General features: G+C 28.4%; 24 protein-coding genes. 2 read left to right on the forward strand and 22 right to left on the reverse strand.

The features are described 5' to 3' along the window. Window positions 1–63: 63 nt before the first annotated feature. The 13 genes from ABDZ60_RS11255 to ABDZ60_RS11315 all read right to left on the reverse strand — a co-directional run bounded on the left by ABDZ60_RS11255 (window position 64) and on the right by ABDZ60_RS11315 (window position 16,559). On the reverse strand, window positions 64–1,224 hold the full coding sequence (locus ABDZ60_RS11255; protein ID WP_016207791.1) for a YhfX family PLP-dependent enzyme: 1,161 nt from the start codon (window positions 1,222–1,224) through the stop codon (window positions 64–66). 12 nt (window positions 1,225–1,236) lie between these two features. Beyond that, the gene (locus ABDZ60_RS11260; protein ID WP_343778217.1) at window positions 1,237–2,346 is read right to left on the reverse strand and encodes an aminotransferase class V-fold PLP-dependent enzyme; all 1,110 of its coding nucleotides are present in this window, start codon (window positions 2,344–2,346) and stop codon (window positions 1,237–1,239) included. An 11-nt stretch (window positions 2,347–2,357) separates the two neighbouring features. Continuing rightward, window positions 2,358–3,233 (reverse strand): phosphotriesterase family protein, encoded by an 876-nt coding sequence (locus tag ABDZ60_RS11265; RefSeq protein WP_343778219.1) that lies wholly within the window; start codon window positions 3,231–3,233, stop codon window positions 2,358–2,360. Window positions 3,234–3,396: 163 nt separating this feature from the next. Beyond that, window positions 3,397–4,689, reverse strand: coding sequence for a YhfT family protein (locus ABDZ60_RS11270; RefSeq protein ID WP_016207794.1), 1,293 nt, complete (start codon window positions 4,687–4,689; stop codon window positions 3,397–3,399). A 68-nt stretch (window positions 4,690–4,757) separates the two neighbouring features. Beyond that, a complete protein-coding gene (locus tag ABDZ60_RS11275; RefSeq protein ID WP_016207795.1) occupies window positions 4,758–5,114 on the reverse strand; it encodes a DUF2620 domain-containing protein in 357 nt (118 codons plus the stop codon). A gap of 112 nt (window positions 5,115–5,226) precedes the next feature. Next, entirely contained in the window at window positions 5,227–5,571 is a 345-nt protein-coding gene (locus tag ABDZ60_RS11280; protein WP_016207796.1) for a PRD domain-containing protein, read from the reverse strand. A 50-nt stretch (window positions 5,572–5,621) separates the two neighbouring features. After that, entirely contained in the window at window positions 5,622–6,548 is a 927-nt protein-coding gene (yhfZ, locus tag ABDZ60_RS11285) for a GntR family transcriptional regulator YhfZ (protein WP_343778223.1), read from the reverse strand. Between the two features lie 165 nt (window positions 6,549–6,713). Then, window positions 6,714–8,465 (reverse strand): sensor histidine kinase, encoded by a 1,752-nt coding sequence (locus ABDZ60_RS11290; RefSeq protein WP_343778225.1) that lies wholly within the window; start codon window positions 8,463–8,465, stop codon window positions 6,714–6,716. Continuing rightward, window positions 8,465–10,006: a response regulator transcription factor gene (locus tag ABDZ60_RS11295; protein WP_343778227.1), complete on the reverse strand. Its 1,542-nt coding sequence runs from the start codon at window positions 10,004–10,006 to the stop codon at window positions 8,465–8,467. Before ABDZ60_RS11295 ends, ABDZ60_RS11290 begins: the two co-directional genes overlap by 1 nt. 87 nt (window positions 10,007–10,093) lie before the next feature. Then, complete coding sequence (gene lacZ / locus ABDZ60_RS11300; protein WP_343778229.1) at window positions 10,094–13,285, reverse strand: beta-galactosidase, LacZ type; 3,192 nt, start codon at window positions 13,283–13,285, stop codon at window positions 10,094–10,096. Between the two features lie 42 nt (window positions 13,286–13,327). After that, window positions 13,328–14,182 (reverse strand): carbohydrate ABC transporter permease, encoded by an 855-nt coding sequence (locus ABDZ60_RS11305; RefSeq protein ID WP_016207800.1) that lies wholly within the window; start codon window positions 14,180–14,182, stop codon window positions 13,328–13,330. Continuing rightward, window positions 14,175–15,071 carry a carbohydrate ABC transporter permease gene (locus ABDZ60_RS11310; RefSeq protein ID WP_016207801.1) on the reverse strand — a complete coding sequence of 299 codons (897 nt, stop codon included), beginning with the start codon at window positions 15,069–15,071 and terminating at the stop codon, window positions 14,175–14,177. Before ABDZ60_RS11310 ends, ABDZ60_RS11305 begins: the two co-directional genes overlap by 8 nt. Before the next feature lie 183 nt (window positions 15,072–15,254). After that, window positions 15,255–16,559: an ABC transporter substrate-binding protein gene (locus ABDZ60_RS11315; protein ID WP_016207802.1), complete on the reverse strand. Its 1,305-nt coding sequence runs from the start codon at window positions 16,557–16,559 to the stop codon at window positions 15,255–15,257. A gap of 576 nt (window positions 16,560–17,135) precedes the next feature. On the opposite strand from ABDZ60_RS11315, the gene ABDZ60_RS11320 reads away from it, so the two are divergent. Beyond that, on the forward strand, window positions 17,136–18,368 hold the full coding sequence (locus ABDZ60_RS11320) for an MFS transporter (RefSeq protein ID WP_343778232.1): 1,233 nt from the start codon (window positions 17,136–17,138) through the stop codon (window positions 18,366–18,368). Between the two features lie 67 nt (window positions 18,369–18,435). Here ABDZ60_RS11320 and ABDZ60_RS11325 read toward each other — a convergent pair whose 3' ends face one another. The 9 genes from ABDZ60_RS11325 to ABDZ60_RS11365 all read right to left on the reverse strand — a co-directional run bounded on the left by ABDZ60_RS11325 (window position 18,436) and on the right by ABDZ60_RS11365 (window position 24,612). Then, entirely contained in the window at window positions 18,436–19,308 is an 873-nt protein-coding gene (locus ABDZ60_RS11325) for an HDOD domain-containing protein (RefSeq protein WP_343778234.1), read from the reverse strand. 119 nt (window positions 19,309–19,427) lie between these two features. Continuing rightward, complete coding sequence (locus ABDZ60_RS11330) at window positions 19,428–19,841, reverse strand: RidA family protein (RefSeq protein ID WP_047001168.1); 414 nt, start codon at window positions 19,839–19,841, stop codon at window positions 19,428–19,430. Between the two features lie 176 nt (window positions 19,842–20,017). Next, window positions 20,018–20,287 (reverse strand): CD3324 family protein, encoded by a 270-nt coding sequence (locus tag ABDZ60_RS11335; RefSeq protein ID WP_047001169.1) that lies wholly within the window; start codon window positions 20,285–20,287, stop codon window positions 20,018–20,020. A 362-nt stretch (window positions 20,288–20,649) separates the two neighbouring features. Then, complete coding sequence (locus ABDZ60_RS11340; RefSeq protein ID WP_343778237.1) at window positions 20,650–21,369, reverse strand: hypothetical protein; 720 nt, start codon at window positions 21,367–21,369, stop codon at window positions 20,650–20,652. A 114-nt stretch (window positions 21,370–21,483) separates the two neighbouring features. Next, the gene (locus ABDZ60_RS11345; protein WP_343778239.1) at window positions 21,484–21,903 is read right to left on the reverse strand and encodes a hypothetical protein; all 420 of its coding nucleotides are present in this window, start codon (window positions 21,901–21,903) and stop codon (window positions 21,484–21,486) included. A 216-nt stretch (window positions 21,904–22,119) separates the two neighbouring features. Next, window positions 22,120–23,091: an HD domain-containing protein gene (locus ABDZ60_RS11350; protein ID WP_343778241.1), complete on the reverse strand. Its 972-nt coding sequence runs from the start codon at window positions 23,089–23,091 to the stop codon at window positions 22,120–22,122. Window positions 23,092–23,206: 115 nt separating this feature from the next. Further along, on the reverse strand, window positions 23,207–23,578 hold the full coding sequence (locus ABDZ60_RS11355) for a MerR family transcriptional regulator (RefSeq protein ID WP_016208821.1): 372 nt from the start codon (window positions 23,576–23,578) through the stop codon (window positions 23,207–23,209). A 123-nt stretch (window positions 23,579–23,701) separates the two neighbouring features. Further along, window positions 23,702–24,139, reverse strand: coding sequence for a DUF3955 domain-containing protein (locus tag ABDZ60_RS11360; RefSeq protein ID WP_343778243.1), 438 nt, complete (start codon window positions 24,137–24,139; stop codon window positions 23,702–23,704). Next, window positions 24,136–24,612: an RNA polymerase sigma factor gene (locus ABDZ60_RS11365; RefSeq protein WP_343778245.1), complete on the reverse strand. Its 477-nt coding sequence runs from the start codon at window positions 24,610–24,612 to the stop codon at window positions 24,136–24,138. Before ABDZ60_RS11365 ends, ABDZ60_RS11360 begins: the two co-directional genes overlap by 4 nt. A 316-nt stretch (window positions 24,613–24,928) precedes the next feature. Between ABDZ60_RS11365 and ABDZ60_RS11370 the strand changes: the two genes are divergently transcribed. Continuing rightward, the gene (locus tag ABDZ60_RS11370; protein WP_343778247.1) at window positions 24,929–25,270 is read left to right on the forward strand and encodes a hypothetical protein; all 342 of its coding nucleotides are present in this window, start codon (window positions 24,929–24,931) and stop codon (window positions 25,268–25,270) included. Window positions 25,271–25,370: the final 100 nt, after the last annotated feature.

Raw genomic sequence — 25,370 nt, forward strand, 5'->3', positions numbered from 1 at the left:
TGATACCTCTGTTCCCTGATACCTGTTCCCTGTTCCCTGCTACCTGTTCCCTGTGCCTTGTTATCAATTAACTTCTCTTCCTTGTGAGTCATAAATTCCAACTATTTCTGGATTACCACTCTTTATTCCTTTAACTATTGCCACATTGCTTCTTGTAACAAAGATTTGAGTTCTAAATGCCATAACTACTGTATCTGATACCTTGCAGTTTTCTGATAATTCAAAATGGTAATCTATACTCTCATCTGTTGGTGGAATAACTTTTATAATCTTTGAATTTTCTAAATCTTGACCAACCAAAGCATTTTCCATATGAGATCTTCTATAATGGCCTCCTCCATAACAATAAGCTTTATCTTGTAAGTTATGTGATACTTCACTTACATAAACCATTGCTGGAAGTTCATCTCCATCATTAAATTTATGATATGGTGTACTTCCTGTTAATCCATGTCCAGGTTCTCCATGGGTCCCACCTTCTCTATATATCTTTTCGATAGAATTAACACAAGTAGCTGAAGGCATATTTAATTGATTTATTTTTATATTAAATTCTTTTTCTAATATTTCTTTAGCCTTCTTAATTGTATCTATATTATTTGTTCTTTTAATTTCATTACTTTCTTCATTGAATAAAAAGCATGGAAATGAAGTTACTCCTGATAAGTTTAAACTTTTAAGCTTAGTTAATTCTTCTCCTATACTTTTAAGTTCATTTAATTTAAATCCGCCATATTGTCCCGAATATAAATTATCATTTTCATCTAAGACTCTAAGCATTATATTTTGCTTTAGTCCGAGTTTTGAACAAACTTCATTTATTTCTTTTGCTTTTTCAATTGAATAAACTGTAATGTAATCTGGTCTAGACTTAATTACCTTTTCAATTAAAGTTTTAGGAATTTGAACTAGGTGTCCAACATGACCTATTTTTATATTGTTATCAATCATAACTTCAGCTTCTTTAAAATCCACTACTACAGCTCCATCATAGCCAAGTTTCATAAATTCCTTGCAAACAAGTGGATTTCTGCCTATTTGTTTACTCATAAAATAAAGCTTTATACCATATTTATCTGCTTCGTCTTTAATCTTTTTTGCATTTTCTATTAAAGTATCCAAGTCTATTAAATAAGTATCTGGCATTATTAATCCTTCTTTATGGAGCTTAAATGCAGCTTGAACTAACTTTCTGTTTCTATTTATTGTTTTTTCAAGAAACATCTTTACTCCCCCTTACTTTGCTTCTCTTTTAACGTCATCAATTGCGCTTTTTAAAATTCTTATTATAGTGTCTGCACCACTTCTCATTGGATTTACTCTTATCATTCTTTTTTCTAATGTAGGATCTGCTTCTCTAAAGGTTCCTGAAACTCTATACATCATTGGAGCAAATTCATATTTTGATTCTGAACCTACAGGATGTGATGCTGCTCCATACTTTGTAGTTAAATCTAATACATCTTCTGCTATGTTTTCATTTAACTCAACTAATAAAACCTTAGATTGAGCATTTGCAAGAAATGCATCCTTTACGCCTTCAACTTCTCCACTCTTTAATCTAGTTACAAGTTCTTCATTAACTTCTGACTGTATTGCTAATGCAACTGGAGCATAAACAAGTCCTCTTAAAGCTTCCATTGCTTCATGTCCTTGAACTTGACTTCCTCCTGAATAATTCAGTGAGTAAACTTTATCTATAAGATCTTTCTTACCTATTAATACTCCTACACCTTCAGGTCCTAATACTTTAAAAGATGAAAAACTTCCAAGGTCAGCTCCACATTGATTTCCTATTTTCTTTACTTTTAAAGCTGCATAATTATCATCTGTAACTATTTTTATATTAGGATTGCCTTCTTTAATAGTAGTTATAACTTCTTCTAAATCATACGAATCATCAATCTTTTGTCTTGTATTTTGTACTAATGCACCTTTTATTTCTGGATTTTTTGAAATCACATCTTTTATATGTTCTAAATTATTAAAGTTAGCTTTTATAACCTTAAGTCCCATAGTTTCAATTGTAACTTTTGAAGTTGGATATATTGGTGCATCATGAACCAATATAGTATCTCCACTTTTCATGAAACTAATTAACCCCCATCTTATTGCTCCTGTCCCTGCTCCCCTTACTAATATTGCAGCTTCTGCATCAAATACTTCCGCAAAAACATTTTCTACTTTTTTAGTATAGGTTGGCTTATTTAGACCTTTAACAACTCCTAAATCTCCTAAAGATAGGATTTCTCTCCCATCAAAATGCTTTGTTATAGTATCTATTACTTTAAATTGTAACTTTTTTGCTTCCTCTAAATCTATTGAATGTAATGGGTATGTTCTCATAAGCTATCCTCCTACTTTAGTTTATATATATTTTTTATATTATTAACTAACATATTTTCTATATGCTTGCTAGAAATTTCTTTTTCATATAATCTTGGCAAGAAGTTATCTATTAAATAACTATACCCAAGTCCACCATTCTCTTTAAAATGAGATTTTCTTGTAATATCCATAGATAGCACTATTTGATTGCTATATCCTTTATCACAAAGCATCTTTAACCATTCTGCTCTTTTTTCATCTGGCTGATAATTATTTTTCCCAATTGTATCAAAAGCTATATTTACTCCTGTATCAAGAAGTCTAACCATATATTCTAAGTCTCCACTTAAATCTATATGACTTAATGTAACCTTAGATAAATCAACATTAAAATTCTTAAATATCTCAATTTGCTCAAGTCCTAATTTCCCAAGAGTTGTATGAGTTATTATTGGAGCTCCTGTTTCAAGATGAGCTATACATGAAGCTTCAAATACCTTCTTTTCCATTTCTTCTATCTTATTTAAACTAGTTCCTATTTCACCTATAACAGATGCCTTTACTGATGTTTCATCAATTCCATTTATTATTTCATCTACTAAAATCTTAGCCATTTTTTTCTCATTTATTTTATAAACTTCTTCTGGAAGAAATGGCTCTTTATAATATCCAGTTGATTGAAGAATATTAATTCCTGTTTCATCAATTACTTCAGCTACATATTCAGTACTTCTACCCATGCCTCTATTTGTAACATCTATAATTGTAGAAACTCCTTTAGCCTTTAAATCTTTAAATTCTTCAATAGTTTGCTTTTTATTATTTAAAAAACAATCTATATCCTTCTTTACTCCAGACAAATCTATTGTAATATGCTCATGTGCATAAATAATTTCCTTATTCATAAAAACACCACCTTTGTTTAATGGGAAGAGTGAAAGAGTGAAGAGTAAAAAACTTGTCTGAGTTGTTTTCTTAACTTTTTCACTTTTTCACTCTTTAAAACTCTGCTTGCCTGAGTTACTTCCTTAACTCTTTCACTCTTTCATTCTTTCACTTTTCCAATTCCTACTTAGGTACTACATATAATCCAACTAAGTATAATACGTTTATTAATATACCCACTGCTATTGCTCCTACTGGACCAACCGCCATGTCTACTATTGGTTTCTTTGAAGTTTTATTTAATACATATAATCCAACTACTACGAATAATCCAAGTCCTGGTGCCATAGCTTGTGCAGCCATCATACCACCTATTAATAAAGCTACTTCTAAAACCTTACTCATTGCAGTTCTTATGTTGTCTCCACATTTTCTAACTCCTGGGAACTTGTCCATAAGCTTAGCTAATCCATCTAAGAAATAAATTTCTAAAGCCATTACTGCTGCTCCTGCAACAAATGCTAATATTGGGTTTCCTATTAAGAATCCAACAACAAATACAAATGTCATACCTGCTGGTGCATATACTCCAGTTGAAATTGCAGTAGTTGCAACTAGTGGTATAAATCCTATACCTCTTGCAAATGCTGTCATTGCAGCTTCAGTTGTCTTTCCTTCTGCTAAAAGATTTAAGCTTATTGGGTCTCCAGCTACTAAACTAAGGCTTGTTGCTGCTGATACTAATCCACCCATTAATGCTAATATAGGTAAATTCTTTTTAATCTTCTTAACTCTTTCAGCAAAAATTGCTGCTAAATCAATTTGTGGTGCATTTGGATCTGCTTTTTCCTGCATCGCGAAAATTATCATGATTATCATACCTGCAAGTAATGCCATACCTTCTTGATCTAATTTAATCTTAGCTGCACCACCATTTACAGCAAAAGTTCCATAAATTGCAGTAATTTGTCTTACTAATAAAGCAATTATTCCTGTAAGGAAACCTTTTTTAATTCCAAATTGATAAGAAACAACAAGTGCTGGGAATACTGCAAAAGCAACTGTTATTGGAGTTCCAACTTGTCCTAATGCACCTAAGAAATTAACTGGTAACTTTGCAAATAAATCAACTACAATTTGTAGTCCATAAACTATACCTACTCCATAAAGAGCTCCTACTACCCCTGATATAACTAGTCCTTTTTTGCCACTTGGACAGAAAGAACCTATAATATCAGTACCTAATAATATACTGTGAATTAATATAATGGATGCAGCTATTGATACTGGAATACCAAAACCTATAACTAATCCAAAGCTAATTGCAAAAGATGTTGCTGCTAAAGCTTTCTTGTCCATTCTTCCTTCTAAGTATTCTGGAACTATAGCTCTAAACCCATCATTGAAAACAGCTATACCTGCATTTGCTAATATTGCTGCTAGTGCACCTAAAAGTGCTACAACTACGTATTGCATAAATAATACCTCCTAAAATTTTTTATAATAAATTTAAATGAAAACTGATTGATTTTTATAATTTACTTCTATAGTAAATACTTAAGTATTACTGGTATAACTTCTTCTGCATGTTGTGCTGTAAATCCATATGCTTTTTTTCCTGCTTCAACTTCTGCTTTTATTTCTGCTTCACTTCTAATATTTCCTGGCATTGATACAGTTGCACATTGGTTCATTCCAAGTAATGCTATTGCCATTGCAAGTGCTCCACCGCCACCAGTGTTACATGCACCTAAATAAAAATCTGCTGTTCCTGTTTTTATTGCCATCGCTGCTTCTATATCACTTTTGATTTCAATTGTCACTTTGTCTCCTGCTACTTTGGCAATTATGTCTGCTACTCTTTGTTTGTCTATTTGTCCGCCTACTACTATTCTTTTCATTTTTTATTCCTCCCATATTTTAAAATTTCTCTTTTTAAGTTTTAGTATTAGCTTTTGCATTAAGTTTATTTATTATTAAATTTTTCTATCTTGTCATACATTAAGTTATTAATTAAAGTAAAGTACAAACATGCATTACTATAAAATCAAACTCTGATTCTGGAATTTCGCCTAAGATATTCTCTAAATCCCTTGCTACTAACACAGCTTTTTCATAATTTTTATCTTCCTTTAAAGATTGCGCTACAACCTCTTCTAGCTTATTTACCAAATCATTATTTTCAATTCTTGATAAAGCAGAGCACAAATGAGTTATGAACATAGCTGAATTTTCTTCTAAAAGCTTTATTCCCCTTTTTTCTTCAAAGTATTCTATAACTTTTATAACTTTATCATAGTTATCTTGTGATAATTGTCCTGCGTCTCTTAGTATGTTTAATCTTAATGTTAAATCCATCTTCAAACCTCCAATGTACATTTTTTTGTATTTTGATGCTTACAATACCCCTAATATTGAGGCATTATTTGCTTGTCTATAACTGATTTTTGATATTCCTTCACATATTCTACATTTAATACTCTAGAAAAAAGTGCTGGAACTATAGAATTTCTTCTGTTAGAAATTATAACTGCTTCTGTATCTTTAATATTTTTACTTTCTCTATTTATTGGAATAAACTTAATATCATCTTTTCTATCTTCAATATCATCTAAATTCCAAATTGCTGCATCTATTTTATTTTCCTTTATAGCTGTCATAAATTGACTGTAGCTTAGAGGAATATATTCTACTTCTATTTCATCAAAATATATTTTTGTTAGCATAAATTGGTCTATAGATGAATTATCTATCCCAACTCTTGTTCCTTTTTGGAATTCACCTTTAAATTCCTTTGAAACAACTATTATATGTTCATTAACATAACTAAAATCTCCAAAGCTTTTAACTATTTGGATTTGTTTATTATTCTCTAAATAATAATCTGCTGTTAACCTTGAAGTTACTGCAAAATCATATCTTCCATCTTCTAATGCCTTTAATCTATGATTAGATCCTCTCATAAATGCAAGATTTGTATTTACTCCATTATCATTTAAACATTTATAAATTCCAGTTGCCAATCCTTCATATCTTTTTGAATATGGTAATGGCATAACCCCTACTAATGACTTTATACCTGTAAGTTCTAGAAGTCTTATATAGTCTATATTCTGAATAAAAGTTCCTAAATGTCCTCTTGATTCTAAAGTTATTGCACCATGCTCTTTTAAGAATTTTAAGGCAGATTGTATTGTTCCTCTTGCTGTATCATAGCTTTCAGAAAGTTCTGCCACAGTTTTTATTCTATCACCTACATTTAAGGGTAAAAATTCAACTGCTAAAGAAGTAATTGCTATTCCAAGCTTTTGCATAAGCTTATTATGAACATCCACCTAATCACCCCCGATTTAACGTACAATATTTTGTATATTTATAATATAGCACCTTTTGATTACCTTTACAAGAGTATTTTAAAAATATTTTCATTTCCAATTTTTTGAACTCTGGAGGTAATGACAATCACCCCTAGAGTCCACTTTTTCAATCACTTTTCTTGTTTATTCTTTTATAGGCAGCAAAATTGTAACTGTTGTTCCTTTATTTAATTTACTTTTTATTTCTATTCCATATTCATTCCCGTAAATAAGCTTAATCCTGCTATCAACATTATTTACTCCTATTCCACTAAAATGCTCATTTCTTGTTTCTCTCTTTTCTTTAACCTTTTCTAAAGTTTCTTCTTCTATTCCAACTCCATTATCATATATCTCTATTTTTATATCTTCACCTTGTTCTTTTATAAACACCTGAATTTTTCCTTCTTCGTCAGATGGAAAGCCATGAAAAAATGAATTTTCGATAAATGGTTGTAATATTAGCTTAGGAACTAAATAACCATTACATTCAGGCATTATAAAATATTCCACCTTAATCCTATCCCCATATCTAATATTATTTATAAAAACATAATTTTTTATATTTTCTATTTCTTCTTCTACTGTTATAAACTCATCTGTCTTACTAATGGTATTTCTAAGCAAGCTAATAAATGAATCAAGTGCTGATATTGATTTTTCATTACTGCCTTGCCATATAAGCCATTTTATACTTGATAATGTATTAAAGATATAATGTGGATTTATTTGCATTTGCAAAGCATGAATTTCTGCTTTTCTTTTTTCCTTTTGAACTTTAACAAGCTCATTAACATATCTATTTAAGTCCTTTATCATATAATTAAATGTAGATGAAAGTTCTTTAACTTCTCCTGGTCCCTTTACTTCTATATATTCATCAAAGTTTCCATTTCTTACATTAGACATTTTTTCAGTAAGCAAATATAAAGGCCTTGTCATTTGCCTAACGATTAAAAATATTCCTATTAAAATTCCTAAAGTTATTACAACGCAAATCAAAACTATTTTACTTACATCATACATTTTTCCTAGTGCTTTATAATTATCAACTGTTCCACATATGGTTAAATTACAATATGGCAATCTTTGAATTAATATTGTATTCTTTTTGTTATTATAACTCTTACTAAGTTCCTTCGATAACACTAACTCATCTATATTACTTCTAAATGATTCTTGAACTTGTCCGATATTCTCTTTTTTATTTGAAGATAAGACTTCATTATTTTCATTTAATAAAACTATATCATTTATTTCTAAAGTAAAATAATCATAGAATTTTTCAAAATCTTTTTCTTTTATTGTAAAATATATAATTCCATAAGGTTCCCCATCTTTCAAATTTAAAGCTTTTGTTATGACAATTACTCCTTCATCCTTTGTTGATGATGTAAAACCTTTTTCTAAATAGTTATATATAATAGTTTTACTATTTTCTAATGCCTTCTTAGAAATATCCATATTCAATATTTCTTTTGGCCTCATAGTTAAAATTTCTGATCGATTAAAATAAGATTTTTCATTTAATCCTACTACTAAGACACTCATATCATAAGTGTTAGTTGATAAAGCTGATTTCATTTGATTTTTAACACTATATATAGTTGAAAAATTTTCTTTTGTTGATAAATCATTTGCAGTGAAAAAAAGTCTAAATGCTCTATGTGAATTTACAGAATTTATTACTTTTACTAGTTCACCATGAAAATCATAAAGTTCATCATTTATCTCTTCAAATATTTTCTTTTGAGAATCACTATATGTATCTGTAAAAATATTCTTAGATATATTAATTATAATGTAACTAATAGAAGCTGATACACAAATTACTCCTGCAACAACAACGCATAATATCTTAACAAATAGACTATTCTTTATCAGCTTCTTTTTCATTACATTTCACTCTCCCTTGATTTTAATCGTCTGTAATTGCTTGGTGTATATCCTGTTATCTTTTTAAATACTCTACAAAAATAACTATGATCTGAATATCCAACCATATTGCTTATTTCAGAAACATAAAACTTGTTCTGGAATAATAAATCACAAGATTTTTCTACTCTGATTCTATTTAAATACTCTGAAAAACCTTCTTTACAATGATTGTTGAAATAATATGATAAATAATAATAATTAAAATTAAATACTCTTGAAATATCACTTAACTCAAGAGGTTCATTGTAATGATCATTTATATACTCTAAAATTTCCTTAATTTTTTCTTCTTCAATACTAACTCTTTTAGAAATAATATCTTTAAGTTCTAATATTATTTTATCTATTTCTTTAATAAAATCTTGAGAATATGAGGTATTATCTATTCTTTTAAAATAACCTTGCCTTAGCTCTTCAGTTTCAATCTTATAATTTTCTAATGTTACTAAAACATTATATAGCAAGTTCTTCACAAGATTCTTAAGCTTATATTCATCCATTTTCAAATTCACAGCATAATTAACATACTCATCTATCATATTAATTGCTGAATTGAATTCCTTATTTTTTATATAGCTTGAATATCTACTAGAATCAAATTTTTCTAACTTTTCTGTAGTCTTTAATTTCTCTGTGTTTAATAATATATCATTCTTATGGTAAAACTTATGAGACAAATATGGTATAAATTTTTCATTGTAAGCTTCTTTAACCTTGTAAATGTTATCAAACTTAGGGGTGATTATAAAAAGAACATTTTCTTTATTTATAATATTCTTCTCAAGATATTTTTCAATATTTTTTTCTATTTCATTTTCTTTGCTTATCTTGTAATTAATTATATTTAGAAAGATTTCATCATTTATCATTATCCTTAGATATTTGTAGCTCTTATTATTTAAGTAAAAATTCTCGGTTACTGTTTTTATTCTTTTTATATCATCTTTATTTCTTCCACAAGCATGCTTTAAATTTATACCAAATATTCTAAAAGAGCTATATGGAAATATATCTATAAATTTATTGCTATCTAATTTAGAATCAAAACCAAGTAAGTATCTTTCAATTAAATTATTGTAATAAACTTCTTCATTTTTAACCAATTCTAAACCTGGAATTCTATCAACAGCCTTTTTTAATGTTGCTAACAATTGACTTGGATTTAATGTTGGCTTTAAAATATAATCCACTGCTCCATTTAAAAGAGTACTTTTTACATATTCAAAATTATCATAGCTACTTAAAATAATGATTTGTAAATCTGGATAATCCTTTTGTACCATTTTCGAAAAATCAACACCATTTAATATAGGCATAACTATATCACAAATTATAATATCTGGTCTTAAAATTCCAATTAATTCCAAGGCTTCTTGCCCATTGCTTGCTTCTCCAACTATTGTAAAGCCTTCCTTCTCCCACTCAAGCATATGCTTCATTCCTTGCCGCATAATAAATTCATCTTCTACAATTAAAACTTTACAATAACCTCTTTTCATAATACCACTCCTCAAAACCTTCCATACTTTTTTGGAATTTTTTGGACCCCAGGGGTCCAATTAATTGGTTCCCTGGGGTTCAAAAATTTAATTCTTTGATATAATAAAGCTTAAGTTTATATCTTCTTTAGATGAAACTTTATATTGATCATGCACTGGAGCTCCCCAGCTATCATCTCCACCTACACCCATTTGTTTTGCAATTATACGTACCCATGTATAATTAACAGGTGGAAGTTCTTCTATATGCATTGCATTTTCAAGTTCATATGCACTATATGGTAATACACTTAACTCAAATGGTGTATCAACATATTTAAAGCATAATCCTTCATCATTGCTATTTGTAACCTTTACCCATCTTACTTCTGTTCTATTACCACATTCTTGTGGAATTAAATATCTGGATAAATTATTTAATACTGTATTTTTAAATCTTCCAAGCATTGCGCCATTATTACGATCTATATAATTTTCTTCAGGACCATATCCATAATACTCAAAATTGCTTAATTCTTTTTTAAGCTTAAAATCCATAGAAAATAACGGTAATTCAGGTAATCCTTCAACACCTTCATAGTGTAAATCGATCTTTAAGCTTCCATCTGGAGTCACTGTATAAGTTACTGTATTAAAAGTTTTAACACTAACTGGCATTTCAAATTTATAAGTTAAAGTTATCTTATCTTTTTCTTCTATATATTTAAAATCTACTAATATCTGATGCATTCCTGCTATTTGCCACTGTGCTGTTCTAAAATTATGATTATTTCCCTTATCATTATCTGTTGCTGCTCTAAAGAAAGATGTTCTTGGAACTCTTGTTATATATTCTTTTCCATCATATACAAGAGATATTAAACCAGCTTCTTGTTTAGAGAACATCATTGAAAAGTTTTTACCTGTAACCCCTATATTCACATCACCATGAATTATTTTAAATGTATTTTGGCTGTCTAAAGTGCAAACATTACCATCATCATCTACAATTGTACAAGCTTTACCTTCAATTTTCAATCCTCTTGTTATGCCAGCTTTACTTTCAGCTTTCAAGTCTTTTATTATACAATCATTATTACTAACTATGCTATAAACTTCTTGTCCAAAAGCAACTTCATGTCCCTTTTCTCCCCATAATGTATCTTCACTTAATCTCATAGAAACATTATAAGTATATTCTCCATTTTCTTTTATGTCTGGATAATCTATTTTGATATACTCTTCACTACTTGCCTTAACATCAATTTTTATTGTCTTTTCAAAAACTTTATTTCCTTCCTTTTCTATATACACAACAAAATCATAACAACCTGTACTTATAAATAAATTATCATTTTTTATTGTTACTCCTTTATTATCTGGAGTAAGTTTAACATTTGCATAAAGCTTTTTAACTTCTTGAACCTTTGGAGATATTGTCCTATCTGCATAAATAATTCCATCTGTACAGAAACAGTAATCTGTTGCTCTATCATCAAAGTCTCCGCCATAAGTAAATACTCTTTTTCCATCTTTAATTATTTCTATAGACTGATCTATATAATCCCATATAAATCCACCTTGATACATTGGATATTTATCTTCAAGATCTGTATATAGCTTCATTCCTCCACAGGAATTTCCCATGGCATGCATATATTCACAGCTTATATACGGTTTTTTAGGATTATTATTTAAATATTCTTCTATATCTGCTGGTTTTGCATACATTCTACTTTCCATATCAGTTATTTCTTCAAAATCTCTATTCCAAACTACGCCTTCATAATGAACTAATCTAGTGTCGTCTTTTTCATGGAAATACTTTGTCATTTCTAAAATATTACTTCCTGCATAAGATTCATTACCACAAGACCATATTAAAATTGATGGATGATTCTTATCTCTTTGAAGCATAGATTCTGCCCTATCAACAACAACATCTCTCCACTCTGGAAGTGATCCTGGCACATTCCACTCTGGATCGCAATCTCCCATCTTTTGCCATGAACCATGACTTTCTAAATTAGCTTCATCTATTAAATAAATTCCATATTCATCGCAAAGGTCATACCATAAAGATTGATTTGGATAATGAGATGTTCTTACTGAATTTATATTATTTTGCTTTAAGAATTTTATATCCCAAAGCATATCCTCTTCTGTTATTGCTCGTCCATTAACAGAGCTAAATTCATGTCTATTTATGCCTTTAAATATTATTCTCTTTCCATTTAAGTGCATTATATTATTTATCATTTCAAATCTTCTAAATCCAAGCTTTTGTGGAACTATTTCTAATAAATTTCCTTCGCTATCTAAAAGTTCAATATAAAGAGTGTATAAATATGGATCTTCAGCACTCCAAGATTTAATATCACTTATATCTGCACTAAGAGTAACATTAGCTTCATTTAGACTGTCATTTACATCAATATTTTCGAAGCTATAAATTAAATTATCATCTCTATCCTTTAAATAAGCTTTCATTTGGAAATTTTTGGACCCCAGGGGTGTAAATTTTACCAAATTCATATTAACCTTTAGTTTACCATTATTATAGCTATCATCTAAGTTAGCTTTTACAAATAAATCCTTTACATGAAACTCTGGAACTGCATATAAATATACATCTCTAAATATTCCTGAAAATCTCCAAAAATCTTGATCCTCTATCCAGCTTGCACTACCTCTTTTATATACTTCAACTGCAAGTTTATTTTCTCCTTCTTTAAGATATTCTGTTAATTCAAATTCTGATGGAGTAAAAGTATCTTCACTATACCCTACAAAACTTCCATTTAGCCAAACATAAAATGCTGTTTCAACCCCTTGGAAGGATATATATATTCTTTTATTCTTAAGTTCATCTTTTACTTCAAAGAAATTAACATAACTTCCTACTGGATTGTAATCCTCTGATATGTGTGGAGGCCTAAGTTCTTCTACTCCATCCCATGGATACATTGTATTTATATATTGGCACTTATCATATCCTTGCATTTGAATATGTCCTGGGACTTTTATAAAATCGAATCCACTACAGTCATAATCTTCTTTATAGAAATCCTTTATTCTACTTCTTGGATTAACTGCATAAGAAAATCTCCATTTTCCATTTAAACTTTGCTTAAGAGGCATATTATAACCTAATGCTAAATCTTCTCTATTCTCATAAAACAAATGGTCTGAATGAGCATCTATTCTATTAACTCTAAAAATTTCTGGGTCTGATAGCCAAGCTAAACTAGGTTCAATAGTCTTGTTCTTTTGATTTTGTGTGTTTATTGACTTTAACATAAATCTCTATACACTCCTCTTTATATTAGTATTTTAATATTTTTATCCCTTTACAGATCCTGTCATACCAGCAACAAAATGCTTTTGCATTAAGAAGAATATTAATGCTGTAGGAAGTGTTGCAATTACAACTGCAGTCATAATCATTCCATAGTCTGGGGTATATGATGATCCTAAAGCTGATATAACAAGTGGTAAAGTTCTTTTATCTGGTGATTGTAAAGCTATAAGTGGCCATAAATAATTATTCCAACTAGCCATAAATGTAACTATTGTTGCTGCTGCATAAGTTGATTTCATAGTTGGCATGTAAATTCTAAAGAATATAGCAAATTCTCCAAGGCCGTCTATTCTTGCTGCTTCTATTAAATCCTTTGGAAAAGTCTTTGTATTTTGCCTAAAGAAAAATATCAAAAAGGCTGTTGCAATTGAAATAATAATTACTGCTCCATGAGTATTTAATGATATTGTCTTTAGTCCTGGCACATTATTAAGCTTGCTAAATAATCTAAATAAAGGAACTATTAAAGCTGCAAAAGGTACCATCATAGATAGTAATATAAAATTAAATACTTTATCTCTAGTTTTAGTTTTATATACTTCAAATGCATATCCTGCTAGTGAAGAAACTATCATGGCTAAGACTGTTGTAAGAACTGCAATTATTAATGAATTCTTAAATGCTGTCATATATTTAAGATCTGATCCTAAAAGACTTTTTAAGTTTTCAAAGAAATAGCTTCCTGGTATTAAAGTTCCTCTTGTTACATCAACTGATTTATTAGTTGTAGCTATAATCATCCAAATAAATGGGAAAATTGATACAAAAGATAAAATAGTTAAAAATGAATATTTCAAAAAATTTATTACTCTGCTTTTTCCACTTTTTTTACTCATCTTTATCTCCTCCTGCTTTTAATTGAATAAATGATAGTATTACTATTATAAGAACTATTACATATGAAATTGCTGCTGCATATCCAAAATTCGGCGAATATTTAAATAATAAGTTATATATATATTGTGAAATAGTTATTGTTGCATTTGCTGGGCCTCCATTAGTTATATTCACAGTTTCATCAAATAATTGTAATGTTCCTATTGTTGAGTTTATTGTTGTAAACAAGATAATAGGCTTTAATAATGGAAGTGTTATACATTTAAATCTCATAAAAGCATTTGCTCCATCAATTTCAGCTGCTTCATATATTGAATCATCAATTGATTGCATTCCTGCTAAGTAAAAGACCATATTGTAACCTGTCCATCTCCATGTTATTGCTATTATGATTAATAGTTTAGCCCATATAGGATGAGTAATCCATGCAATTGGTTGTGATATCATGTTAATTTTCATTAAAAATACATTCACAAATCCATCTGTTGCAAATAAACTTTTAAATATAATTGAATATGCTACAAGTGATGTAACACATGGAAGAAATATTGCTGTTCTGAAAAATCCTCTTGCTTTTAATTTTTTATCATTTAATAGAGCTGATATTACAAGAGCTAAAATAATCATGATTGGTACTTGAATCACTAAATATAATACCGTATTAAATAATGCTTTTTTAAATGTTGAATCTGTAAGCATTCTTTTATAATTATCTATACCAACAAAACTTAGATTATTACCCATTCCACTTTGTAATGATGTTATAAAGGCTTGTATCATTGGATAAAACACAAATACAGTTACTAGTATGATACTTGGTATAACAAATAACCACGCTTTTCGATCTAATTTATAATTTATACTTCTATTGTTATTACTCCTCTTCAAGTGTACTCCCCCTATACAAGAAATAGCCATTTACTAATTATCTTTTAATAAATGGCTATTTTTTATTATTTATGAATTTATAGACTAATTACCTATTTTTATTAAGTCTGTGATGATATATATTATATTCTGGTGACTTGGAGCCTGCGAGGTCTCAAGGAATATAATATTTATCTCTTATCCTTATTGTGCTACTGCTGATTCAATTTGACCTTGGAAAGTTTTTAATGTTGAATCAATATCTGCTCCATTAACTATAGCTTGAACAGCTTCAGTCATGATATCTTCTATAGCATAAGTGTGTAAACCATAATTTACTGAAGGTACTTTACCTGTCCAATCTGCAAAATCTGCAAATATTTCTTGTCCACCAAAGAATTCATTTGGTTTTGAATAATTTGAAGCTTGTGCTGCTTTATTTAGAGTACTAACTAAAGTTATAGAATCTGCTAAATCGTTCATTAAATCTGCATTTGAAGCAAATGTTTTTCCTAGGAAATCTTTTGCCATATCTGTATTTCCAACATTTTTAAGAACATACCAACCTGCTCCTCCTATTGAAGATGCATTAACAGATTTAGAGTTGCTTGCCATTTTAGGGAATGGTGCTATAGCCCATTTTCCACTTTGATCTTCAGCCTTTTTAATTGAAGGTCCAATCCAACAACCAGTAACTACTGATGCAACTTCGCCATTATTAAATGCTCCTACAAATTGATCCCAATCTGCTGTTTGCTTTGTTATTCCTGATTTTACTAATTCATTATATACTTTTATAGAATCCTTTAATGCTTGATTGTCTGCAATTGAAACTTTTCCATCAGCATCTGTGTACCATGCTCCTGCACTTTGTAACATCATTCTAATTTGTCCTATATCACTAGGATCTAATGTACACATTGCAACTCCAGTTTTTTCTTTTACAGCCTTACCTATTTCAATGTATTTTTCCCAAGTTAAGTTTTCCATATCTTCTTTAGTGTATCCAGCTTTCTCAATTAAATCTGTTCTATAAAAAGTTGCTGCTACTCCACTATCAAAAGGTACTCCATATAATTTACCGTCAATATAATTTACACCTGTTTTATATTCTGCAAAGTCATCTTTTTTAGCTACTGATGATAAGTCTGCAAACTCATCCTTGTATGCTGTTAGATATCCTTGAATCTTATAATCTTCAATTAATACAACATTAGGAAGTCCTTCATATGATCCTGAGGATAAACTTGTATTTAATTTAGCTACAATATCATCTTGAGCCATTGTAACAACTTCAATTTCTGCATCTGGATTTTCTTTCTTGTATATTTCTTTAGCTTTATTTGCTGCTACTATGTTGAAAGCTTCATCCCATGCCCATATTGTTATTTTCTTGCTTTTGCTGTCTTCGTCCTTCTTGCCTGTGCTTCCACTATTACTTCCACAAGCTACTAGACCTAAACTTAACGTTGCTGCCAATAAAATCGATGCTAATTTTTTGATTTTCATTTAAACCCCTCCATATTAAATTACATGTATAATATTTTATTAGTATTTAACCTCTAACACATATAGTTTACATTTATATAAACTTCTTCTTAAATCGACGTAAACTTATATGTTACTTTCTTTTGTAATGCTTTACACCTTATGTATTTATATTATCACATGATCCTTAATTTAATTTAGAAATATCTTTATGTAAGTTTTTAATATTTTTAGATTTCCTTTTTAAAATAACTAAAATATTACGTAAAGCTTGGACTTTTTTAATAAAATTGGATTTTTTTAGCTTTAATTTACTACCTCTGAGGTCCAAAAATTCAGAAATAAGTAAAAGCGCTTTACAAATCCATTAAAATAAATTATCCTATAAGAGAATTTTAGACATTAACTTTACTTTGAGGTAACTATAATTCTTCAGAGTATTTTTATGCCTAATTTTAAGGAGGATTAAATATGATAGTTGGATCTTTAAAATTAAGAAGATAGTGCACAGATTGTGACTATCATTAAGTAAAGTCATGCTCTGTGCTATTAAACTAATTTGAAATAAAATTTAATAGTATTAAGGAGATTTGACTTATGGAAAAGAAATTAAAAAATAATGAAATTAACAATTGGAAAAAAGTATTTTATATAATATCAGCCGGACAATTTTTTTCTATTATAGGAAGCAGTATGGTTCAATTTGCTATAGTTTGGTGGTTAACAATGGAAACAAACTCTGCAATTGTTTTAACCATTGCATCAATGGTTGGTTTTCTGCCTCAAGCAATTTTAGGACCTTTTGTTGGAGCAATTGTAGATAGAAATAAGCGTAAACTTATTATGATTTATGCTGATATAGCAATTGCAATGGCAACATTAATTTTAATAATTGCATTTTTTATTGGCAGAGAATCTTTAAGTATAATTTATATTGTTCTTATTATTAGATCTATAGGCAGTGCATTTCATATGCCAGCAATACAAGCATCAATCCCTATGATTGTCCCACAGGAAAATTTATCAGTTGCAGCAAGTGTAACTCAATTTATTCAATCTGCATCTAATATTTTTGGACCAGCTTTAGCAGCCTTTATGCTTGGTTTTGTTTCTATTGAATATGTTATGCTTGTAGATATTATTGGAGCTGTAATAGCTTGTATATCAATAACTTTTGTAAATATACCTAATCCAATAAAAATAGAAGAAACTAAAAATGAAAGCTTTATTACTGAAGTTAAATATGGATTTAAAGAACTAAAAAAACATAAAGCATTGTTTATATTAACCATAATATTATCAATGGTTGCTGTGATATATATTCCTATAGGATCTTTATTTCCTCTTATTGTAAGTTCGCATTTTAATGGTGGAGCTGTTGAAGCTGGATTTGCTGAGATTGCTTTTGCAGTTGGAATGCTTATTGGTTCTACATTAATCGGAATTATAGGAGAACGATACAAAAAGGTAAAAATAATAGGTTATTCTGTCCTGCTATCAGGTATTGCTTTAACTATATCTGGACTGCTTCCAAGCAATATATTCATAGGATTTCTTGTTATGTCAGCCCTAATAGGATTAAGCGGACCCTTATATAGTGCTTCATTTTATGTATTAATCCAAAGTTCTATTGAACCTAGCATTTTGGGACGAGTTATTGGAATAGTAAATAGTATAATGTTATTTGCTACACCTATCGGATTATTAATTGCTGGACCAATGTGCGAAATAATTGGAGTAGATAAGTGGTTTTTATTATCAGGAGTATTAACTAGTCTAATTTCTGTAGTAAGCATTTTTAACTCATCTATAAATACTTTTAAGTTATAAAAGTTTTATGAAAATAAGCTTTATAAGCAAATATATAAGAGAGCTCTTAGATGGAGCTCTCTTAATTTTATTGCTGAAATAAATTGAAATTAAGTTGTTTATTTGCTTCTTCAACCTTCATTGGTAATACTTTAGTTATTTCTTCAATATCTTCTTCAGTTATTCCCATCTGCTTCATAACACTTTTATTTAATACATATTTAGTATTCAAACATAATAGTCTTTCATAATATAAAGAACTAATTGAATCTGCTATGCAAAGAATATAAACTTCTTCTTTATAATTTTTAGCCATTAAAGGTGTATGATGATGTGATACAATTTCTTTAATATCTTCAGGTAGTCCCCATCTTTCACATTGCCATTGCCCAAATTGCTCATGTGTAGCTCCCTTCATTACTAATCTTTCTGCTATTATTTGATGAATTCCCTTTTGTTGCGCTATTACAACTTCATCAACTATATGTGGAACACATATATCAAGTAATGCTACTCCTAAATCATGAATCAATCCATAAGCAAAATATTTATATTTATCCTTTTTGCCTATCTTTTCAGCCAATAATGTAGCTGAAATTGAAGTACCTAGACAATGTTTCCAATACTTTTCCCTATTTAGCTCCTTTGATCTTCCCATCTCATTAGGAATTAAATACTTTATTAAATATGCTATTATTAACCTTTCAACAGTCTCCATTCCTAAATATACTATTGCATCTGATAAAGACTCTATTTTTCTTGCCAATCTAAAATACCCAGAATTGACATTGCTTAATAATGATTCTCTAAGATTACCACAACTTCCTATTTTCTCCGCAAGATCTTCTATGTTTATGGTATCATAATCACTAATCATATTTATTATATTAGTTATTTCACTACTCATTACTGGTAATCTGTCAGACTTCTCAATGATATCAATAATCTCTAAACCATTCATATTTAATTCCTCCAATACACTCTCATTTCCCCCATATTTAAACCATCTTTTATTAAATTTATCGATTATTATATCAATAACTTAAACTATAAATAAAATCTTCATTTATATATTTACTATCATTTCTTACTATTTTCTACTGCTGCTACCGCTTCAATTTCTACCAATTGATTGGTATATCCTAATACTGTAACTCCAGATAATGTACTTGGAACATCATGATTTCCAAACTCTTTTCTTATTGCATCCCATGCAGTTACCAGATCTGCCTGATTTTGCGATGCTACAATAACTCTAGTATATGAAATGTCTTCCAAGGTTGCCCCACAATCTTTCAGTGCTTCTTTCAAATTTTCTACACAAAGTTTTGCCTGAAGCTCATAATCATTCAAATAAGGCACTTCTCCGTCTCTATTAATAGGGCATGCTCCCGCTAAAAATAATAAGTCCATTCCGGAAGGTACACGTCCAGCATAAGCATAATCTACTGGAGCTAAATTTTTAGAATGAATTAATGATATTTTTCTATTCATTTTAACTCTCTCCTCTTATTCTAATATTTACGAGAAAATTTATAAATTCATTTTTAAAATGAATTTCATGTTCAATATCATTTTAAAGCTTCTATATTTTTAAAAAAAGATAATAATCATTTCTATATCATTTTTTGCATAAAAACTACCACCCATACAAGAGTGGTAGCTTTAACCTATTTATTCTTTTTATATACAATTTTCTTAATACTACTATCTGAAAGGAAGAATTCTTCAGCTAAATTGCTAATTGATTTTCCACCTATATATTGCTTTAATATCTTTGCATTTCTAGCTTTTATATAATCTCTACTTTTAGATTTTTCACCCCATCTTTTTCTCTTTTCAGGAGGGGAAGGGACGTATATATATTGACCTTGAATATACTTTTGAATTTCTTTAACTAAATCATCTGGTAGTATTCTATCACTTCTTACATATTTCATAAAGCTCACTTCCTTAAACCTATTATTTAATTAAGGAAACAAAGCCTGTAGATATATTAATTTATTTGTTAAAAGCGACTAAATATCTATCTCTGTGCAAATTGTCGCCTAAGCTCATACATACAGACTTTGCACAGAGTGCTTTAAGCATTTTTCTATCCATGAGATTAATATTCATGATATCACACTCCCTATTTGTACTAAATCAATTATATTATTTATTGATATTATATGCAATTTCTTACTATTTCAACTTATTTAATAGTAATTAGTTGGAACTAAAAAATACTGCATATCCACTTTTAAATAGCACAGTATTTTCTCAAGTTAATTATTTAATTTATTATATAGACCAGAATTTCCTAATCTTCAAATCTTGTTCTAATTAAATAAATTGCTTTCTTAATAAATTCCATTAATGCTTCTTTTTTATAATCATTGTAATATTCTTTCATGACTTCGTAAGGTGGCTTTAAGTTATACATGCTCTTAACTTCATATTTATCCATATTTTCGTTTAACCATTTCAAATTAAATTCACGATTATCAATAAAAGAATTTTCATCTTTTAAATTTTGTAAATATAAGAAAGGATAATCCTTATTAAGTTTCCATGTACCTTTACCTTTTATATTTTTAGAACCATTAAAATATATTGGTACAGGCATAAAATTAGAAAAAGAATACATCAAATCACAGTATTCATCAAATAACTTTCGCAATTCATCATAGCCATAAAAAATATCATCTAAATACAAATACATCAATTCATATAAATCTTTTCTCAAAATACCATCATATAAAGGATAATAGCATTCGTTCACTTTGGAAAGCTCAAACAATCTAAATACACAGAAATCTTTTAATGGCATCAAAGCATTAAAAATTGTATCTGATGAATTAGGGATACAACCATCATAAAAAATTTCATATGCATTTTTTACTAATTCAGAAGAATCAATCTCATTACAAGGAAGAATCTTATATAATAATACAGTTTCGATTCCCCTTTTATTCTTCAAGCTTGGATAAATAATAGGTATAAGATTCTCTAGTTTATTTTCTATTGCATAATTACTCATTAAATTATTCTCCATTCTTTATAATTTCCACAACATTATATTTAAAAACTATATCTCTAAGAGAAATATAAATCCTAAAATTAAAACAATCATAAAATAATTTGAAATTTATTATTATGAGTATCTTTTTGATTTCATAGAATATATGATTGTAGAAATCAATGCAACAAGTATCAAAATGTGAAGAACAATATGGTACACGTCGGGAATATATCTTAAATCAGATTTAATAAACTTTATTGATCCTTCAAAAAATCGTATTTTTTCTTCCCCGCCACCAACAATAGTGTACCATTCATGAGAAATAAATTGGGTTAATAACCATAATGATTGCCATATAATTAATATATATTTCCCGACATTCTCTTTTAGCAAAAATAAAATTAACGCACCAAGAAAAATGATAAAAAAGATTCCATCATCACGCCATGAACGTGTAACTAGATGATTGTTCTTAAAATATACTCCTACCATATCTAAGAAAAACCATGCCAACAAAATCACATTCGCAATTAAACAATACTTCCTTTTCACTTAGCAACCCTCCAGTAAATTCCTATTTATCTATCTCATATTATAATTATAACATATTTTGTAAATACCGTACTATTCAATTTTCAAGGAACACCTTTATATAGAATATATTACTTATTTAATCCACGCATAATATTTCTGAATTGCCAGCTAAAAAATACCGTACACTCTTTTGAATAATACGGTATTTTAAATATATACTGCTTAATAATAATTTTATCCTATTTTAATAAATATACCTTCCTCAGACTTTTTTAATGCCTTCTCATTTAATATTTTCACAAAACTTGACTTTTCTGAGGTTTTATAGCGTTTCCCACCAATATTTATAGTTGGGTCAATTATCCTTATCTTATTTTTTTGAAATATGTCATATTTATCTTTATTTTCTATTAATCTTACTTGACTATTTATTGATTCAATTAAGTTTCTTACTTCTTCTGAACTAGAATTCCTTAGTAAACTATATACATATCCATCTTCTTTTAATAAGTCTTCTAAAGTAATTTCATGTAATCTAATTGCTATTTCTAATGCTTTAGATAATCTATCATAAGCATATACATTTAATGGATTCATAAAAAATCCTATAACCTCTTTATAATATACATCTACAAACCATTCAGAAATCTCCACAGAATTAACTACGATCTCTCCTTCAACTACAGATAAATTACTTAGAAATGTCTTAATTTCATCTTTTGATATAAACCCATAATGATACATATCTCTTAATGTATAATCTATTCTATCTGCACATAATTTAGGTGCTCTCTTTTCAAGTATTGTCCACTTAGACTCATTTAAAAGTATATCCTTATAATCATATCCATTAGTTGATAGTATTTTAGGGATATTAGAAGATTCAATAATTTCATCATATATTTTTTCATGATAATCTTCATTACTATTTTTAAAAACAAAGTCAATAACGTGTGAAAAGGCAGTGTGAGAAATATCATGTAATAAACCTGCTATCTGTTCCTCAATACTCCCCCCCATTATTCTTATAAACAACATTGTACCAACAGAATGTTCATATCTAGTAACATTCCATTCAATATTAATCAAATAACTTGCTCCACCCTGATGAATTCCCTTTAATCGTTGTACCTCTTTTGTTTTTATAAGTTCTTCTAAAATTGGTTCAACCTTAAACTCACCATAGATACTATCTATAATTTTCATAATTTCTCCTCCATATTTTATTACAACTATATTATGATTTTTATAAACAACTCATAATTATCTACTAATTTAATATTTTATTCATGATTTACAGTAATTTTAGATTTTGAATTTATTAAAATACAAAGAGTTTTTTTGTATCATATTCTTTACGTTGAATTGAAATATCTTTTAACCATTCATCTATTTGCTCTTTATAAAAATATAATTTATCATTTACTATAAAATAAGGAAACATAATACCTGTATAACTTCCTCTTGATTCTAACATATTTTTTTCTGTATTAATTATTCCTTGAACTTCTTCCTCTGTCATTCCAAGATAGTTGGCAACTTCAGATATATTCATAACACTACTATTTACAGCAGCATTTTCTACTTGTATATTACTTCCCTTTTGTATTGAGTATCCAAAATAAATAGAACTTAAAAGCATACCCAACGCAAGTATAATTATTGATATTGATAGTAATTTATTATTTTGCAAGATACACCCACCTTTTTATTATAAATAACTATTATAGTACTTTTGTATTCTTATTAACTTATATTTAATTTTAATCTTGTAATTTGAATATTGTGAATTAACCTAACTTAGTATATGCTTATTTTACTTAGTGTTACTTTTGTACTTCTTTAAGAATACAAAGTTGCATATTAGTGAAATGATAAACACTAAGATAAATATATATCCCATTGGTATTAATGCGAATGGCTCAACCAATGTTCCATCTGGCATAACTTTTGCACCTATAACATTATAGGCGATGAAACAAATTATAGCTGCTAAAGCAGAAATAAACATGGAACCCTTTGTAAACCAAACTTTCTTATCCCTTTTCCATTTTAACGCAATATTTTCTATTACTTGTATCTCTCCATCTGAAACAATTGGTTTTTCTAAATTCAGTTTAAGTTTTTGCAATTCCCCTAAGCATTGCGGACAGTCAACTAAATGATCTTCTATCAACGAAGAACTTTCTTTACTGCAAACTTTATCATAATACAATGGTAACAAATCTCTAATAACTTCACATGATAATCTCATATTAATTTCTCCTTTAATTTTATTCTTGCACGATGATGAGTGACTCTTGCCCAGCTTTCTGTTTTGCCAAACAATTCAGCTATTTTTAAAAATGATAGATCTCCAAAAAAACGCAAGGTAAAGACTTCTTTATATGGTTCTTCTAAATTGTGGAGTAGTTTATGAATTTCAAATGTACTTTCATCATCAACTATTTTTTGTTCAAAATCAGCGTCAAAAACATCAACTATATCTTCAACTCTTTCAAAATTATTTTGTTCTTTTTTTAAATACGAAAAATATAGGTTTTTAGCAATTTGACAGAGCCAAACACTCATTTTACAATTTCCTTTAAAACTATTAATATTTTTTAATGCTTTAAAAAATGTCTCTTGTGTTATATCCTCGGTAATACTCTTATTTTTAGTGAGACATAACACATATCTATATACATCCTTGAAATATTCAGAGTATATTTCTTCAAATTCAGTCACATTCTCACCACCTTTCATATATAAGACTATCAAAATTATATTTCGTTACAACATTCCACAAAAATTTTTTACTCTACTTACAAAACCAAGTAGTTAAATAAAGATTATATACACTTTATTTCGCATTATATTATATTACATTCTAAACTTATTATTGTATATCTTACAAAATACCGTACTATTCACTTTTCAAAGATAATACTTTTTAATTAGTTCGCTATATATTTAAATTGCAAACTGAATTATCATTAAAAATCTACATTATAAGCATAAAAAATTTTTTTTATCAAAAAATAAAAAATAAAGGAGAATACAAATGATGATAAAAAAAATATTTTTAGCAATAATAATACTTATATCATTGACTAACAGTGTTAATGCAAGTACAACATCTAATTATGCTGAACCTGTACCAACTATTTCAAAAACCTATACAGAAGGTTTTTATAAATTTGATAATAAAAATGATGTTGATATAGGAATAACACTAATTACCAACACCCCTACTAAAATTATGATTCTTGATGAAAATATGAATGTTCAATTTATTAGCTTAATACCATATAACACTAAATTTTATCTCCGTAATATTGCACCAAAAAAAATAATAGCAATAATTGGTGACGGAGAAGTAGCACTATCATTTGATAAAATTTAATTAATTTTTATTATAAATTTATTAAAATACTGGTAAGCGGTTCAGAAAATAGCGTATTTTAAAAATAAATAAATTACTATATAGTTAAAAGGAGCTCGCA

The organism is Clostridium sartagoforme (assembly GCF_039521405.1).
Taxonomy (GTDB): Bacteria; Bacillota; Clostridia; order Clostridiales; family Clostridiaceae; genus Clostridium; species Clostridium sartagoforme.